This window comes from Papillibacter cinnamivorans DSM 12816 (genome assembly GCF_900176335.1).
Classification (GTDB): domain Bacteria; phylum Bacillota; class Clostridia; order Oscillospirales; family Oscillospiraceae; genus Papillibacter; species Papillibacter cinnamivorans.
In genome coordinates, this window is sequence record NZ_FWXW01000002.1 from 291,376 (window position 1) to 307,263 (window position 15,888).

Sequence of the window (15,888 nt, forward strand, 5' to 3'; positions counted from 1 at the left end):
TTTTCTATAATTTAAAACTTGCTTTCCCTGACCTCCGTTTTCACATTCATTTTTACAGCTTGAGCCCCATGACCTCCGCCCTGAATATCCTTTCGTCCATCTTTTTCAGGTCGGGGGCGATGAGAGGCTGGAATTCCATGCGGGACAATATGTCTCTGTCCAGATCGACGCCAGGTGCGATCTCTGTAAGCATAAGGCCGTCCTCCTGCAGTGAAAATACCGCGCGCTCCGTTACGTATAGAACCTTCTGGCCTGCTTCCCGGGCATATTCCCCGCTGAACGTGATCTGCTCCACCTGGTCGATGAATTTTTTCGCTTTCCCCTCTTTCTCAATGGCAAGAGTTCCGTTTCCGGTGGAAATCTCCAGCCCGCCGGCGGTAAACGTTCCACAGTAGACCACCTTTTTAGCGTTCTGGGTGATGTTGATAAAGCCGCCGCATCCGGCTATTCTGGGTCCGAATTTGCTGACGTTGACGTTTCCCTTCCTATCGCATTGCGCGAGTCCCAGAAAAGCGATATCAAGACCGCCGCCGTCATAAAAGTCAAACTGATACGGTTGATCCAGTACGCATTCGGCGTTGGTTGAAGCGCCGAAGCTCTGCCCCCCGGCCGGCACTCCGCCGATGGGCCCGGCTTCGACGGTCAGCGTCATCTCCTCGCCGATACCCTCTTCGTTGGCCACCGAGGCAACTCCCTCGGGAACGCCGATCCCCAGATTTACCGCCGCATTGGGGACCAGTTCCATAGCCGCCCGCCTGGAAATGATTTTTCTTTCATCCAGAGGCAGGGGCCTGGCTGAGCTGAGCGGTACCCTGATATCTCCGCAGTAGGAAGGATTGAACTGTTCCCCGAACGTCTGCATATGATTGTCCTGCCGGGCCACTACCAGCGCGTCCACATAAATGCCGGGCACCTTGACGAGGCGCGGATCCAGGCTTCCGTTTTTCACAATTGCCTGTACCTGGGCGATTACGATGCCTCCTGAATTTTTCGCGGCCTGCGCAATGGATAGAGTTTCCAGAGTTCCTGCTTCCTTCTCCATGGAGATGTTTCCCTTCTCGTCGGCATAGGTTCCTCTTATGATTGCCGCGTCGATAGGAAAAGCTTTGTATAAAAGTCTTTCCTCTCCTTCGATTTGGATCACCTTTACAATGTCTTCTTTGGTCGCCTCGTTGAGCTTTCCGCCTTCTACGCGGGGATCCACGAAGGTTTTCAGGCCCACATGCGTGATGGTTCCCACTTTTTTGGCAGCGATATCCCGAAACATATGGGAAATGACCCCTTGAGGAAGGTTGTACGCCTGCAGCTTGTTTTCCAGCGCCAGCGCCTGCAGTTTTGGCGCGAGGCCCCAATGTCCTCCGATAATCTTCGTCACGAGTTTTTCGTGTCCCAGATGATTAAGTCCCCTGTCTTTACCGTCGCCCTGCCCGGCCGCATATACCAGCGTAAGATTGTTGGGTTCTCCGGATGCCAGAAAGGCTTTCTCGATCTCCTGTGTCACTTCTTCCGGATGCCCGTTCCCTACGAAGCCGGATACTGCGACCGTGCTTCCGTTTTTGATCATCCGCACCGCCTGCTGGGCGGTTTTCACTTTTCCCAACTCATTCCTCTCCCTTCAATATTTGCTCGGACCGTTGCGGTACTGTCACCCGGTGTTCGCTTGATTCATACGCCTCCTCAATTTTTATATAAAGCAAAATCCATACCAATAAAAAGTGGTTATACCGCAAAGGTATAACCACTAACCAATTCAGGGTTTTCCAAGATTCTTTTATCGGAAATACTCTCAGGGTCTTAATACCGATTGTCCTCCGTATGTTACAAAACGCATAATACGACAAAATCATTGTACTAGTTTCATTACACAATCTCTGTAACGAAAAAAAATCTGCGCAGGTTTTGGTACAACTGAACAAAATAATCGCATTAATTACAGGATTTTATGTTTATTTAGCTTTTCATAGAGCGTGTTTCTGCTGATTCCCAGCAGCTTAGCCGTCCTGATTTTGTTCCCTCCGCATGCATCCATCGCGCTGAAAATGGCGTTTCTCTCCGCTTTATCCAGAGCGTCTTTGAGGCAGAGAACGTCTTTCTCTTTCTTGTTTCCAGTGATTTCCCGGGGCAAATGCTTGGGAAGCAGCACATTTTCTCCTTCCTCCATAATGTTCAGCGCGCGTTCTATCACGTTTTCCAGCTGCCGGACGTTTCCTTCCCATTGGCAGTTTTTCATATGGTCAAGCGCCCTTTCAGAAATTTTGCACGCCGGCTTGTTAAGCTTTCTTGCTATTTTGCTGACCAAAAAAAGCGCCAGCAGGGGAATATCGTCCTTTCTTTCCCGCAGCGGCGGAATCCTGATTGTGACCACATTCAGCCTGTAATAGAGATCCTCCCTGAATTTTTTCTCTCTGACCATCGCTTCGAGATTCTGATTGGTTGCCGCAATGATCCTGATGTCTATGTTCTTAGGCAGAATGGAACCTACCGGTTCCACCTCTCTTTCCTGAAGCACCCGGAGAAGCTTGACCTGCATATGCAGAGGCATCTCCCCGATTTCGTCCAAGAAGATCGTACCCCCGTCGGCTAGCTCGAATTTTCCCATTTTCCCTTCCTTCTTTGCTCCGGTAAACGCGCCCCGCTCGTACCCGAACAATTCGGATTCCAGCAGATCGGAAGGAATAGCCGCACAGTTTACCTTGACGAAACGACCGTACACTCTGTTGCTGCTTCTGTGGATCGAATGAGCGAAGATCTCTTTTCCGGTCCCGCTTTCACCGATGAGCAGTACGTTGGAATCGGTAAGCGCCGCTTTGCGGGCCAGCTTTTTCGCCTCCAGTATCTCCTTGTCGTTGCCTATGATATCCGAAAACAAATATCTCGCGCTGTATTGCTGCAGTATTTCCTCCTTGTAATCCTCCAGTTCCTTCTGAAACTTGCTGAATTTCTTATATAAAAAGTCCAGCTCCTTGACGTTCCTGAAAAGGACCTTACCCACTGCGCCCTTGATCTCGCCGTCTATCACAATGGGGATTCTGCTGGCAACCATGTATCTGTTTTTTATTTTTTGGAATTGCGCCTCCTCCGGTTTTCCGGTTTTAACAACGATATGCATTCTCGAATTCTCAATAACCTCTGTAACATGTCTGCCGATGGGATTGATATTATCTATCCCTAAAAACTCCATATATGCTTTGCTGATTGCAGTGATGTAGCCTTCCTTATCCACAATCACGATTCCTTCATACGCCATATCCAGCGCAAAACGCAGTATCTCATTATACTCTCTCTCCTCGCTCAGTCTTTTATCGAGTTCTTCATACTCTACGGTACAGCCGCCATTGCCGCTTCGAATCTGTTCCATCCCTGCTTCCCCTTCCTTCCCCGCATAAAAAACCGCCGAACCAACGCCCCGCGCAGTCGTTCTGTTTCTTCTTTCACAACATCGCGGGCAGGCGTTTCTTTGCTTTTCCGAGTCAAATCCGGGTCCAAAGAAAGTGAATTAAAAAGCTTCTGTTTTTAGGCCGGCTGTACATAGAAACAAAATTACCCCCGGCATTTCTAAGGACACTGCCTGATATTCCCTGCTTTCATATTATCCGTATTTCCTTTTATTGTCAACGTCTGTCTTTCCTGTACCGCCATGCTGCGGCCCGGAGTCCACAATGGAAGAAAATGTGGCAGGCCCGATCCGGGGCGGCGTGGGAAAGTATAAAAGGGCTCCTTTCAGATTTTCTGTCAGGCTCGCGCAGCTGCAGGGCGCAAATACCGGTGTCCGGTATCATTCGTCCATTGCAGCGAGCCGGGGGAATCCGGACCGGACCTGCTTTTGTGGTGGGAATTGTCCTCAGCCGCTCTTTCCGCCTGCCAAACAAGGCAGAGCTTTGCAATGGGTAATCACAGATAAAAGAAAGAAGCCGGAAGGCAGTGCCTTCCGGCTTCTTTTTCATTGATTGCTGCTTGGTGCCTCCTGCTTTCTCCCTTGCTTTCCCTTCCGTTTTGCCAGCTTCACGGCCTCATACCATAAAACCGACGCTGCGGAGACGCCCAGCGCCAGGAGGAGCTGCGCGATACCCAGGGGAGCAAGCTTAAGGACATCCGCGGCAGGCGTGTAAAGAATAACGGCCAATCCCGCTGCGGTTCCCGCGGAAACTGCCCACATCACCTTGTCTTTGAGCAGATACCGGAACGTAACCGCGATGGAGTCGATGTCTGAGCTGTTTACCTGCACCAGAAACAGATTGGAAAGCATCAGCACCGAGATTCCCATGGCCCTCGCCTCCGGCGCGCTGCCGGCCGAAAACGGGTCGGCGGCCAAATACGTCCCGAAGGACGCTGCGAATACCGCAAGTCCCTGGACAATGCTTTTTGCGAGTGTTTTCGCCGTCAGTATCTTTTCCTTCGGGTCACGGGGCGGCCGGTGCATGCTGTCCCGCTCCGCCGGCTGCCGTTCCAGTACGATGGAGCAGGTGGGATCGATGATGAGCTCCAGCAGCACCACGTGGAGTGGTAAAAGCATCAGGTTGGCGGGCGCTATGTTCAGGAAAGGAGCCAGGAGGGATGCAAGTGCAATGGGAATGTGGATGGTAAACACATAGCCGATGGCCTTCCGGACGTTGTCATAAATCCTCCGTCCATCCTGAACGGTGTCCACGATAGTGGAAAAATTATCGTCCATCAGGATCAGGTCGGCGGCCTCCCTGGAAACCTCCGAGCCCCGTTTCCCCATGGCGATCCCAATGTCGGCATGTTTAAGTGCCGGCGCGTCGTTCACGCCGTCCCCCGTCATGGCCACGATGTGTCCGTTTGCCTGGAACGCCTTGACAATGCGCATCTTGTGCTCGGGGATCACACGGGAGAAGATGCTGATCTCCCCGATTCTTCTTGACAGTTCCTCGTCCGTCATAGAATCCAGCTCGTCGCCCGTCATGATACGGCCCGCTCCGGCCATGCCGGTTTGCCGTGCGATGCTGGCCGCCGTGATACCGTTGTCCCCTGTGATCATGACCACCCGTATCCCGGCGTCATAGCAACGGGCGATATCGGCCTTCACTGTCTCTCTGGGGGGATCTGCAAGGCCCACCAGGCCAAGAAAAGTCAGCCTGCAGTCCTTGAGTTCTGCGGGAACATCCGCTTCCTTTGCCGGATGCGCCTCCGCCACAGCGATGACGCGAAGGCCCCGCCCGGACATCTCCGCCGCTTTGCTCTCTGCCTCCCCGCGTTGGGCACCCGAAAGGCGGCACAGGTCCAAAAGGCTTTCGGGCGACCCTTTTGCGGCAATCACAATTTCCCCGTCGTGCCGCCAGACGTGTCCCATTCTCTTACTTTCGTTGGTAAAAGGGTATTCTGTGATAAAATAGCTCTCAAAAAGATGTTCCCGGGTAACTCCATTCTCGGTACAATACAGAAGCATCGCTTTTTCCATGGGATCATATGTGTCTGTTTCGCACCCCAGGCCCATTGTCTCCGTAAAATGCTCCTGTGTTCCCTCTTTTACCCAGACCTCCCGTACGGTCATCTGGTTTTTGGTTATGGTGCCTGTTTTGTCAACGCAGAGAACGGATACCGAACCCAGGGTTTCGACAGAGGGAAGCCTCCGGACCAGGGCCTGCTTTTTCGCGATTCTCCACGCCCCCATGGAAAGAAACACTGCAAGAATGACGGGAAACTCCTCCGGGATCATGGCCATGGCCAAAGTGACACCGGACAGGATACTTTCAATCACCCGGCTTCCAAAGGCGTGATCCTGAAGGTTGTAATAGGTGATGATGCAAACCAGCACGAAGAGAACGCCCGCGATGCCTGCGCACAGCCGGACAAGGCTGCCGGTCTGTTTCTGCAGGGGAGATGGGTTATCGGGTGCTTCGGCGACGTTTTTTCCAATCTTTCCATATTCCGTGCCGCTGCCGATCCGATCGACAATTACCTGCCCGCTCCCTTGCGTAACAAGGGTCCCCGCGTAGCAATAGTCTTTTCGCCAGTAACCGGAAGGCGGCTGCGTGCTCTCCGGCGATTTCCATACGCCTTCGGATTCTCCGGTGAGGGAGGATTCGTCCACGCGGAGATCGTTGGCGCTCAGCACTGTTCCATCGGCCGGAATCTTCACTCCCTCGGAAATCAGCAGCAGGTCTCCGGGCACCAGATCAGTACTGGCGATCAGCGTCTCCCTTCCGTCCCGGATCACCCGGCTTTGGGGTGCGGACAGATCCCGCAGAGCCTCAAGTGTCCGGTCCGTTTTCCACTCCTGAGCAATGTCAATTCCGATCATGCCCAGGACAAAGATCAGCATGATCAGGCCGTCTCTGGGCTCTCCCAGGAAAAAGTAGATTACCGCCGCCGCCAGCAGCAGCAGGAACATGGGTTCGCTGAGGATCTGCAGAATTTTCCTGAAAAAACTCTTTTTCTTTTCCCCGATCGCCTCGTTATTTCCATACTGCCGCCGGCGCTCCAGCACCTCCTCGGTGGTAAGTCCAGGGTACGCATTTTTGCTTTCGGTCATACAAGAAACCTCCGTTTTCCGCTTTTCGCGGATGTAAGTTTTCTCTGTACCTCGCAAAACGCTCAGCCGTCCCGTTCCGTATGTATAAAAAACACACCTGCGGAACATACCACTGTCCCACAGATGTGCATATCATCTGTTGCCTCGAAAGGCCCAGCCCCACGGATCCTCCCGGATCCATCGCCTGCTCAGTTTGTACTGTAGCAAAATGCAGTGCAAAGAGATCAAATTGTATTCTAGCTTATGCCGGTCTCCTTGTCAATATGCTTGACGATCCGCTTTGTTTCGGCTGTTTTGCATAAAACCGGTGAAATCTTTCCCGGCCGGCGCGGAAAACCGCGCCGGCCGGGAAAGATTGAATATAGCGTTTTCAAATCTCGAGGCCCATTGACTCCGTGCGGAAAATTCTCTCGTCCATGGTTTTCAGGTTCGGGTCGATGGGTGACGCAAACCCCATATGGGCCAGGATGTCCCTCTCTAGGTCCACGCCCGGCGCGATTTCCGTGAGGGTCACCCCATCTTGCCTCAGCTCGAATACCGCCCGCTCGGTGATATACAGGACCTTCTGTCCGGTCTCCTTGGCGTACTCCCCGCTGAACGTGATCTGTTCCACCCGCTCGATGAATTTATTCGCCTTGCCTTCCTTTTCAATAACCAGCCTGCCTTCTCCGGTGGAGATCTCCAGGCCTCCGGCGGTAAATGTCCCGCAGTACACGACCTTTTTTGCGTTCTGGGTGATATTGATGAATCCCCCGCAGCCGGCAATCTTTGGCCCGAATTTGCTCACGTTTACGTTGCCCTCCCTGTCGCACTGCGCGAGCCCCAGGAAAGCGACGTCGAGCCCTCCGCCGTCGTAAAAATCGAACTGATACGGCTGGTCCAGGATGCACTCGGCGTTCACCGTGGCGCCGAAGCTCTGCCCGCCCGCCGGTATCCCTCCGATAGGCCCGGCCTCAACGGTCAGGGTCATCGTCTCCCCGATGCCCTCCTCGTTTGCCACCGAAGCCACTCCTTCCGGTACGCCGATTCCCAGGTTCACGATGGAATTGGGGACCAGTTCCATGGCGGCCCGCCTGGATATGATCTTTCTTTCGTCCAGAGGCATAGTCCTGGCGGAGCTGGCGGTAACCTTGATATCCCCGCAGTAAGCCGGATTGAAGTGCTCGGCGAAAGTCTGCATGTGGTTGACGGGCTGGGCGACCACAATAGCGTCTACATAAATTCCCGGAACCTTGACCTTGCGCGGGTCGAGGCTTCCGTATCGGGCCATCGCTTCCACCTGGGCGATTACGATGCCGCCGGAATTTTTAGCGGCCTGGGCGATGGAAAGGGTCTCCAGCGTCCCTGCTTCCTTTTCCATCGTGATATTGCCCTTCTCGTCGGCGTATGTGCCCCGGATGATCGCCACATGGATAGGAAATGCCTTGTATAAAAGCCGCTCCACCCCGTCGATTTCAACGACCTTGACGATGTCTTCCGTGGTGACTTCATTGAGCTTGCCGCCTTCCACCCGCGGATCCACGAAGGTTTTCAGTCCCACGTGGGTGATGGTCCCCACCTTTCCCGCCGCAATATCCCGGAACAGGTGGGATATGACCCCCTGGGGCAGATTGTACGCCACCACCTTGTTCTCCATGGCGAGCTTCTGCAGCTTCGGGGCCAGTCCCCAGTGTCCTCCGATGATTTTCGTCACAAGGGTTTCGTGTCCCAGGTGGTTGAGTCCCTTTTCTCTGGAATCTCCCTGCCCCGCCGCGTATACCAGCGTCAGGTGATTGGGTTCTCCGGTCGCCAAAAAGCATTTTTCGATGGTTGTCGTCAGTTCCTCCGGATGACCGTTCCCCACAAAACCGGTCACCGCCACCGTACTGCCGTTTGGAATCATGCGTACGGCCTCTTCGGCTGTTCTCACTTTCCCCGTCATATTCATCTTCCCTTCCGATAATTTTGGACCGCCGTGGCCACCTTATGCGTTTCTCCGCGCCTCCTCTCTTTCGTTAAATGGCGAATCCGGATCGGCACAAAATTTTGCAGCTGCAATATTATTTGTCTTTTCTCCGAATAATCCGCCGCTCCGATTAGGAAGGGTTTATTCTTATATTTTAAACGTTATTGAATTTATAAAATATACTTATAATTATAATATGCGACTTTATTTCCGTCAATATTTTATATTGCAATATCGCTTACACGATAATCGGTAAATTGTCAGTAGAAATGCAGCAATGTCAAAGAAAGACAGATAGTTGGGGACCAGCCCCTGGATTTTGTAAAAGAAAGCTTTATTGCGTTGAAAAGATACGTTTCAATGCAATAAAGCTTTCTGGAAGTACGGAAATGTGAGAAGATTCTTAAAAGCATTCGTTACTATTATTGTATCGGTTCATAAAACATTTTGTCAATCAAAATTTTATAGGTAAAATCTGCATCTTCCGTGCTATTTTCCCGGGTAAATGCAGCAAACTGCCCGTAAAAATGGGCGGTTTGCTGGAAATTAAAGGTTTGATTACCTGGCGTGCTTTTCTTCCGTGTACTTCTTGATCGCTTCGGTGAGCTTGGGAACGACGACGTTTACGTCGCCCACGATGCCCACGTCGGCCACGTCGAAGATCGGCGCGGTGTTGTTCTTGTTGACGGCGATGATAAGGTCGGAACCCTCCATGCCGGTAGGATATAGTTTCGTCCCGATAGTCAGCTCAATATCCCATTAAAAAGCTTGTTTTCGAGACTGTTCGGAATAGTCGTAGAACCCTCTTCCGCTTTTTTTGCCCAGCAGTCCGCCCCTGACCATTTTTCTCAGCAGGGGATGCGCCGCATATTTGGGATCCCCCGTTTCACGGTGAATGGTATCCAAAATGCTAATGCAGATATCCAGACCGATAAAATCTCCCAATGCCAGCGGTCCCATGGGATGATTGGCTCCCAGCATCATGGCTTTGTCAATATCCGCCGCAGATGCGATCCCCTCGGAAAGCAGGCCTACGGCTTCGTTGATCATGGGAATCAGCACCTTATTGACCACAAAGGCGGGAGCCTCCTGCACTTCGATAGGGTCTTTCCCAATTTCCGCCGCCAGATCGTACACTGCATGGAAAGTCTTGTCCGACGTCCGCGCTCCCCGGATCACCTCCACCAGTCTCATAACGGGAGCGGGGTTAAAAAAGTGCATGCCGATGAACTGATCCGGCCGTTTAGTGGCGGACGCGACCTCCGTGATGGAAATGGAGGATGTATTTGATGCAAAAATAGCCGCGGGTTCGCATATGCCATCCAGATCCTGAAAAAGCTTCTTTTTAATCTCCGAATTTTCCAAAACGGCTTCTATCACCAACTCTGCATTCGCAGCTTCACTTAAATCCGTGGTAAACCTTACTCTCCCGAGAACATCGGCTTTCTCCGTTTCGGATATTTTTTTCTTTTCCGCCAATTTGGACAGGTCATTTTGCAGCTTTATCCGGGCCCTGTCGATAATTTCGTCCGTAATATCGCGGATGACAACCTCTTTGCCTTTTGCTGCAAAGGTTTGTGCGATTCCAAGCCCCATGGTACCGGCACCGACTGTAAAAATTTGATTCATAAGTGATTCCTCCTAAATGATATCCATTCCGTATCGGTTTATTATGTCGCTGAAAATTTTATGTTTAGTTCCCTTAACCGCATTGATGCGGATGGATTGTGCCAAAAAATGGCACAATCCATCCATGTAAGGAGGGCATATGCAAGTAAAAAATGATTAAGGAGCCCTGGGCAGCGGACATTTTGCCCTGCTGCGCCTTTTTTTGATATTCCCTATAATTTAAGACCCATAGCCTCTGCCCTGAATATCCTTTTATCCATCTTTTTCAGGTCAGGGGCGATGAGAGGCTTGAAATCCATACAGGACGATACGTCTTTCTCCAGATCGACGCCCGGAGCGATTTCTGTAAGCGTCAGGCCTTCTCTTTCCAGAGAGAAAACCGCGCGCTCCGTTATGTAGAGAACTTTCTGGCCTGTTTCCCGGGCATATTCCCCGCTGAACGTGATCTGCTCCACCTGGTCGATAAATTTTTTTGCTTTCCCCTCTTTCATAATGACAAGCGTCCCGTTTTCGGTGGAAATTTCCAGCCCGCCGGCGGTAAACGTTCCACAGTATATCACCTTTTTAGCGTTCTGGGTGATGTTGATAAATCCGCCGCATCCGGCTATCCTGGGGCCGAATTTGCTGACGTTGACGTTTCCCCTTTTATCGCACTGCGCCAATCCCAGAAAAGCAATGTCAAGACCGCCTCCGTCATAAAAATCAAACTGATACGGCTGATCCAGGATACATTCGCAGTTGACGGAGGCGCCGAAGCTCTGTCCCCCCGCCGGCACTCCCCCTACAGGACCGGCTTCTACAGTAAGTGTCATGGCTTCTCCTATCCCCTCTTCGTTAGCCACCGCAGCCACTCCCTCCGGAACGCCGATCCCCAGATTTACCGCCGCGTTGGAAACCAGCTCCATGGCTGCCCGCCTGGATATGATTTTCCTTTCATTCAAAGGCATCGGTTTGGTCGAGCCGAGAGGTATTCTGATATCGCCGCAGTAAGCGGGATTAAACTGCTCCGCAAAAGTCTGCATGTGATTGGCGGGCTGAGCTACAACTACTGCGTCCACATAGATTCCCGGGATTTTTACCATGCGCGGATCCAGGCTGCCGTTTTTTACGACGGATTCCACTTGAGCAACTACAACTCCGCCGGAATTTTTAGCAGCCTGGGCGATGGAGAGGGTCTCAAGCGTCCCCGCTTCCTTTTCCATGGAGATGTTTCCCTTCTCGTCGGCATACGTGCCTCGTATGATTGCCGCGTCAATGGGAAACGCCTTATATAAAAGTCTTTCTTCTCCCTCGATCCGGATTACCTTGACAATATCCTCTTCCGTTATTGTGTTGAGTTTTCCACCCCCAATGCGGGGATCGACAAAGGTTTTCAGGCCTACATGGGTGACGGTTCCCACTTTTTTGGCCGCTATATCCCGGAACAGATGAGATATAACGCCCTGGGGAAGGTTGTACGCCTGTACCTTATTATTCATCGCCAGTGCTTGCAGTTTCGGTGCAAGGCCCCAGTGCCCGCCAATAATTTTTGTTACGAGCCCCTCATGGCCCAGATGATTTAGCCCCTTCTCCTTCCCGTCTCCCTGTCCGGCGGCATATACCAGCGTGAGACGATTGGGTTCTCCGGAAGCAAGAAACGCTCTTTCCATCTCTGCCGTTATTTCCTCGGGATGGCCGTTTCCTACAAAACCGGATATTGCGACCGTGCTTCCACTTTTGATCATCCGCACCGCCTGCTGGGCGGTTTTTACTTTATTCAACCCTTTCGTCTTCCCCTCTGCTGTTTTTTACGGTAAGATTGCCCCATATCAGCTCTGTCCGTTTTCAGGCAAAGAATATGTAACTCGGAAAAATCACAATACCCGGGCGACAGCTCGTCTTTCCGGTCTGTACGGGGGTCAGCAATCGATCCGATACCTGCCGGGCACCCGACCGTCAACCTCAAAATCGGCATCAGTAATCTTCTGCAGCTCCTCAACGGTCATATCTTCGGATAGTTCTTCCAGCAGCAGTCCTCTCGGTGTCACTCGGAAGACCGCTCTTTCAGTGATAATTGTATCCACGACGCCCTTGCCCGTTATGGGCAGCGTGCAGGCGCGAAGCACTTTGGAACTCCCCTGCTTGTCGCAGTGCTGGAGCACTGCGATGACTTTTCTGGCGCCGCCCACAAGATCCATGGCTCCGCCCATACCCGGCAGATATTTCCCCTCTTCAAAAGGAATGGCCCAATTTGCAATATTGCCTTCCTGATCCACTTCCAGTGCTCCCAGAATGGTGGCATCAACATGTCCGCCCCGGATAATGGCAAAGGAGGTGGCAATGTCGAAAATACTTGCGCCGGGGAGCAACGTGATAGGCTGGGACGCGGCGTTTGCCGTGTCGGAATCATCGTCTCCCCATCCGGGTGTGGGGCCGAACATCAAAGCTCCATTTTCCGTCTGGAAGACAATGTTCTTCTCAGCCGGAATGCAGTTGGCAACTCCCACGGGCATACCGAACCCCAGGTTCACCACTTCTCCATCCTGCAGCTCCAGCGCCGCCCGCCGGATAATTCGTTCTCTTGCATCCACGATTAACACCTTCTGTCACTTCAATTAAGCGATTGTCTCGCGCAGATATCCGCTTTTTGTCCACATTCGCCGGTAGATCTCCTGCTGCTGCGGCAGCGAATACCCCTGCACCACGGAGTTTACAAAGATACCGGGTGTTCCAACGCGTTCCGGGTCAATTTCTCCAGGTGCGACAATTTCATTGACCTCCGCAACGGTATACTCTGCGGCGGAGGCGATGACGGGATTGCTGTTAATGGAAATTCCCCTGTATTGGACATTGCCGGTTGTGTCTGCCCGGTAGCCTTTGATAAACGCCATGTCCGCCCGAAGAGGCAGCTCCACCAGATATTCCTTTCCTCCAATGGTTAGCTTTTCTTTTCCCTGTTCCACCAAAGTACCCACCCCGATAGGGGTAACCACCGCGCCTAGTCCTGCGCCGCCCGCACGAATTTTTTCAATGAGGGTGCCCATGGGATAATATTCGATTTCAAGCTCTCCGCTTTTAAAAGCCCGAACTGCCTCAGGACAAGTGCCCGCATGCGCCGTGATAAATTTCCGGACCCGCCTTCGCTCAAAAAGCGCCGCCAGATCAAAGCTTCCGCCGGGATAAGAGTTGACAATGGCAATCACCGTCAGATCCTTCACATCTTTCTGCGCCAGCTTTTCCAGGCAGTTCAGAGGAGAACCCACCCCGAGAAAGCCTCCGATCATAATAGTCATACCGTCTTGAACCCGGTCAATTACCTCTCCGATTTCCGCTGTCTTATTCATCGGTACCCTCCCTTTGTCCGCAATGTGATTGATATCCGTTTTCCCCATACACAGGGAAGGAACCCGTTCCCTCCCTGTGTATGGTTTTCTTTTCCCATCAGGCGAAGCACTTATCCGCAAAGGCTTTTATTGTGCTTTGCAGTCCGGGGCTGTCTTTATGCATCATGGTAAAGTGATTTTCCTCGGTAATATAGAAGTCCAGATTCTTGATAAGCGCCTTGGTTTTATCGTACGCCTTTTCGTAATACAGCGGGGCGCTGCCTAAAATTCCCTTTGCGTAAACCAGCAGTGTGGGGCAGCAGATATACGGCAGAATCTTCTCGTGCGGGTACTCCATCAGGCTGATCAGATCGCTGTGGATGGCGCCGGGGTCTCCCTTGCATTTATACTTCCCGTCCGGAGTCCGTCCGATTTCATGGTCGACACTGTTGCCGAGCATCTCATTCCAGTCCAGCCCCATGGATTTATAGGACTCGCGTGCGCCTTCTATATAGTCTTCCTTGCGCTCGAAGACGTTGCTCACCCGTTCCAGGGCGGGCTCGATGTTTTTGACATCCTGCTCGGTCACAACCCCGGCGCCGTCCAGCAGCACCAGGCCCCGCACATCCTTTCTGCGGGAAGCAACGATGGCCGCCGTATAAGCTCCCATGGAATGTCCGATGATCAGGGGATTTTTCAGGCCCAAATCGTCCATGATGGCAATGGCGTCGTCGGCATGCTTCATGACATTGCTGTCCTTGTCGGCCGGAGAGCTGTCGCCCCGTCCCCTGAGGTCATAGGAAATTACCTGATATTCAGGCGTAAGGGTCTTGGCGATCAGCTGAAAATGGTTGGCGTTTCCGGTCAGGGCATGAATACAGAAAACAGGTCCTTTCTGCCCCTCCCACTTTATCAGTTGGAACTCATACTTGCCGATTTTCTTACTGTACTCTCTTTTCATGAATTAGATTTTGCCTCCTATTTTTATGCTTTCACAGCGGATTTACAGATCCATCGCCGCCTGGACCCTGGGATCCAGCGCGTTGCCCTTGGCTCCCTTGGTGAAGAGCGAAACCACAACGGTAACAATGATGGACAGAGCGATGACGTTCATATACCAGGGCAGCCCGCCGGGCCACTTGACCCCCTTGCTCACCAGGATCATGCAGACAATGTTCAGCACCAGCGATACCAGAAGTCCGCAGAATGTGCCCTCCTTGCTGCAGCCTTTCCAAAGAAGGCCGATGACGAAAACAGGGAAAGTGGCTGTGATGAAGGTGCCGTAACCCAATGTTGTCAGCATTGCCACCATGGAGCCGCTCTTCAGGGTGAACGCGATGGTGGCGATGCCCAGGATCACCATGACAACGCGTCCCACGGTTACCTGTTTCCGGGTGTCAAGCTTCATTCCCAACGCATCCGGAACATCCCTGGCCACCATGCCGGAAGCCATTGTTAAAAACATGCTGGCGGTGGACAGCGCCGCGCTGATCACTGCGGCATATGTAAAGACCTGGCACACAATACCTACATGCTCGGAGAAAGCGAGGATTGCGCTGTCCGCGTTCTCCAGCGGAAGAATCCTGCCGCTGGCAACCAGATACATTGCGCCCATGCCGGCCACTACTGCCAGAAAAGACACAAACAGATGGGATACGGAAGCAAACAGCCCCATTTTAGGCATATCTCTTGGGTCTTTGAGTGCATACATTCTGGATAGAATGGCGGGCTGGCCAAGAAGGCCGATCATGGGCATGATGACAAATGCCATGGTCGTTCCGTTGGTTGCTGCGCCCCAGCCGTCCAGCATATTTGGAGACAGAGCCTTGGTGATGCCGCCCCCTGTCACCTCTCCGGCGTTGGCAATGGTCATAACCGCGTTTTCCATACCGCCGGTGATCATATAGAAGGAAATAACCAGGATGATTCCCGCCACAACCATCACGAAGCCTTGAAATGCCTGGGTCAAAAGGCCGCCCACGTCGCCGCTGATAGCCGTGTAGACGATGAGAATACCGAAGATAACCAGCGCCGAGGTAAGGGGCGACCAGCCCAGCAGATACCCGAACAGCACGGTTACACCTTTGATCTGAGAGGAAAGGTAGGCTATGCTGGCAAGAAAAATCAATATGGCGAAAATGAATTTGATGCCTTTGTGGTTTTCAAACCGCAGGGCCGCCACGTCGCCCAGAGTGGATATCGGCCCCAGTTCGGCCATGGCGCGCATTTTCTTGCCCAGAATGATGTAGCTCAGCGCAAAACCGCCGGAAGATAAAATCCATAGATTGATGGTGTTGCCCAGTACATAGAAGTTACCGGGAACGCCCATAACCGCGAATACGCTGGCTGCCGCGGCCATGGTGGCCAGTCCCACTGAAACCGGCCCGAACAGCGCCGTGCTTCCGAAAAAAGACTGAGCGCTGCTCATCTTTTTTTTAGACCACCAGCCGATTAAAAGGGAAACCACTACCACACCGAATGCACACAGCGCGATGGCAATTCTTGCTCCGCCGCTCATG

The 15,888-nt window shown here is 52.5% G+C and carries 10 protein-coding genes, 1 pseudogene and 1 riboswitch; all 11 genes and pseudogenes read right to left on the reverse strand.

Features of this window, described 5'->3' with window-relative positions; all coding sequences use genetic code 11:
* Positions 1–52 precede the first annotated feature (52 nt).
* A complete protein-coding gene (locus B9A13_RS04235) occupies positions 53–1,600 on the reverse strand; it encodes an acyl CoA:acetate/3-ketoacid CoA transferase (RefSeq protein ID WP_084233809.1) in 1,548 nt (515 codons plus the stop codon).
* 330 nt (positions 1,601–1,930) lie between these two features.
* Positions 1,931–3,358, reverse strand: coding sequence for a sigma-54 interaction domain-containing protein (locus B9A13_RS04240; protein WP_084233810.1), 1,428 nt, complete (start codon positions 3,356–3,358; stop codon positions 1,931–1,933).
* A 582-nt stretch (positions 3,359–3,940) separates the two neighbouring features.
* On the reverse strand, positions 3,941–6,493 hold the full coding sequence (locus B9A13_RS04250) for a cation-translocating P-type ATPase (protein WP_084233812.1): 2,553 nt from the start codon (positions 6,491–6,493) through the stop codon (positions 3,941–3,943).
* Between the two features lie 110 nt (positions 6,494–6,603).
* Positions 6,604–6,695, reverse strand: a riboswitch (NiCo riboswitch).
* Positions 6,696–6,863: 168 nt separating this feature from the next.
* A complete protein-coding gene (locus B9A13_RS04255; protein WP_084233936.1) occupies positions 6,864–8,414 on the reverse strand; it encodes an acyl CoA:acetate/3-ketoacid CoA transferase in 1,551 nt (516 codons plus the stop codon).
* 582 nt (positions 8,415–8,996) lie between these two features.
* A pseudogene (locus B9A13_RS13875) lies at positions 8,997–9,158 on the reverse strand (electron transfer flavoprotein subunit alpha/FixB family protein); the annotation flags it as partial.
* A 39-nt stretch (positions 9,159–9,197) separates the two neighbouring features.
* Positions 9,198–10,067 carry a 3-hydroxybutyryl-CoA dehydrogenase gene (locus tag B9A13_RS04260; RefSeq protein WP_084233813.1) on the reverse strand — a complete coding sequence of 290 codons (870 nt, stop codon included), beginning with the start codon at positions 10,065–10,067 and terminating at the stop codon, positions 9,198–9,200.
* A gap of 212 nt (positions 10,068–10,279) precedes the next feature.
* Positions 10,280–11,827, reverse strand: a complete 1,548-nt coding sequence (locus B9A13_RS04265) for an acyl CoA:acetate/3-ketoacid CoA transferase (RefSeq protein ID WP_084233814.1) — start codon at positions 11,825–11,827, stop codon at positions 10,280–10,282.
* A 138-nt stretch (positions 11,828–11,965) separates the two neighbouring features.
* A complete protein-coding gene (locus B9A13_RS04270) occupies positions 11,966–12,637 on the reverse strand; it encodes a 3-oxoacid CoA-transferase subunit B (protein ID WP_143806875.1) in 672 nt (223 codons plus the stop codon).
* Positions 12,638–12,661: 24 nt separating this feature from the next.
* Positions 12,662–13,390, reverse strand: coding sequence for a CoA transferase subunit A (locus B9A13_RS04275; RefSeq protein WP_084233938.1), 729 nt, complete (start codon positions 13,388–13,390; stop codon positions 12,662–12,664).
* A 97-nt stretch (positions 13,391–13,487) separates the two neighbouring features.
* Positions 13,488–14,330 carry an alpha/beta fold hydrolase gene (locus B9A13_RS04280; RefSeq protein WP_084233815.1) on the reverse strand — a complete coding sequence of 281 codons (843 nt, stop codon included), beginning with the start codon at positions 14,328–14,330 and terminating at the stop codon, positions 13,488–13,490.
* A 42-nt stretch (positions 14,331–14,372) separates the two neighbouring features.
* Positions 14,373–15,887 (reverse strand): sodium:solute symporter family protein, encoded by a 1,515-nt coding sequence (locus B9A13_RS04285; protein ID WP_084233816.1) that lies wholly within the window; start codon positions 15,885–15,887, stop codon positions 14,373–14,375.
* Position 15,888: the final 1 nt, after the last annotated feature.

Excerpts from the sequence above, each read along its gene's own strand:
- B9A13_RS04240 (WP_084233810.1), bottom strand. The coding sequence starts at position 3,358 with ATGGAACAGATTCGAAGCGGCAATGGCGGCTGTACCGTAGAGTATGAA.
- B9A13_RS04250 (WP_084233812.1), bottom strand. The coding sequence starts at position 6,493 with ATGACCGAAAGCAAAAATGCGTACCCTGGACTTACCACCGAGGAGGTG.
- B9A13_RS04255 (WP_084233936.1), bottom strand. The coding sequence starts at position 8,414 with ATGACGGGGAAAGTGAGAACAGCCGAAGAGGCCGTACGCATGATTCCA.
- B9A13_RS04260 (WP_084233813.1), bottom strand. The coding sequence starts at position 10,067 with ATGAATCAAATTTTTACAGTCGGTGCCGGTACCATGGGGCTTGGAATC.
- B9A13_RS04275 (WP_084233938.1), bottom strand. The coding sequence starts at position 13,390 with ATGAATAAGACAGCGGAAATCGGAGAGGTAATTGACCGGGTTCAAGAC.
- B9A13_RS04280 (WP_084233815.1), bottom strand. The coding sequence starts at position 14,330 with ATGAAAAGAGAGTACAGTAAGAAAATCGGCAAGTATGAGTTCCAACTG.
- B9A13_RS04285 (WP_084233816.1), bottom strand. The coding sequence starts at position 15,887 with ATGAGCGGCGGAGCAAGAATTGCCATCGCGCTGTGTGCATTCGGTGTG.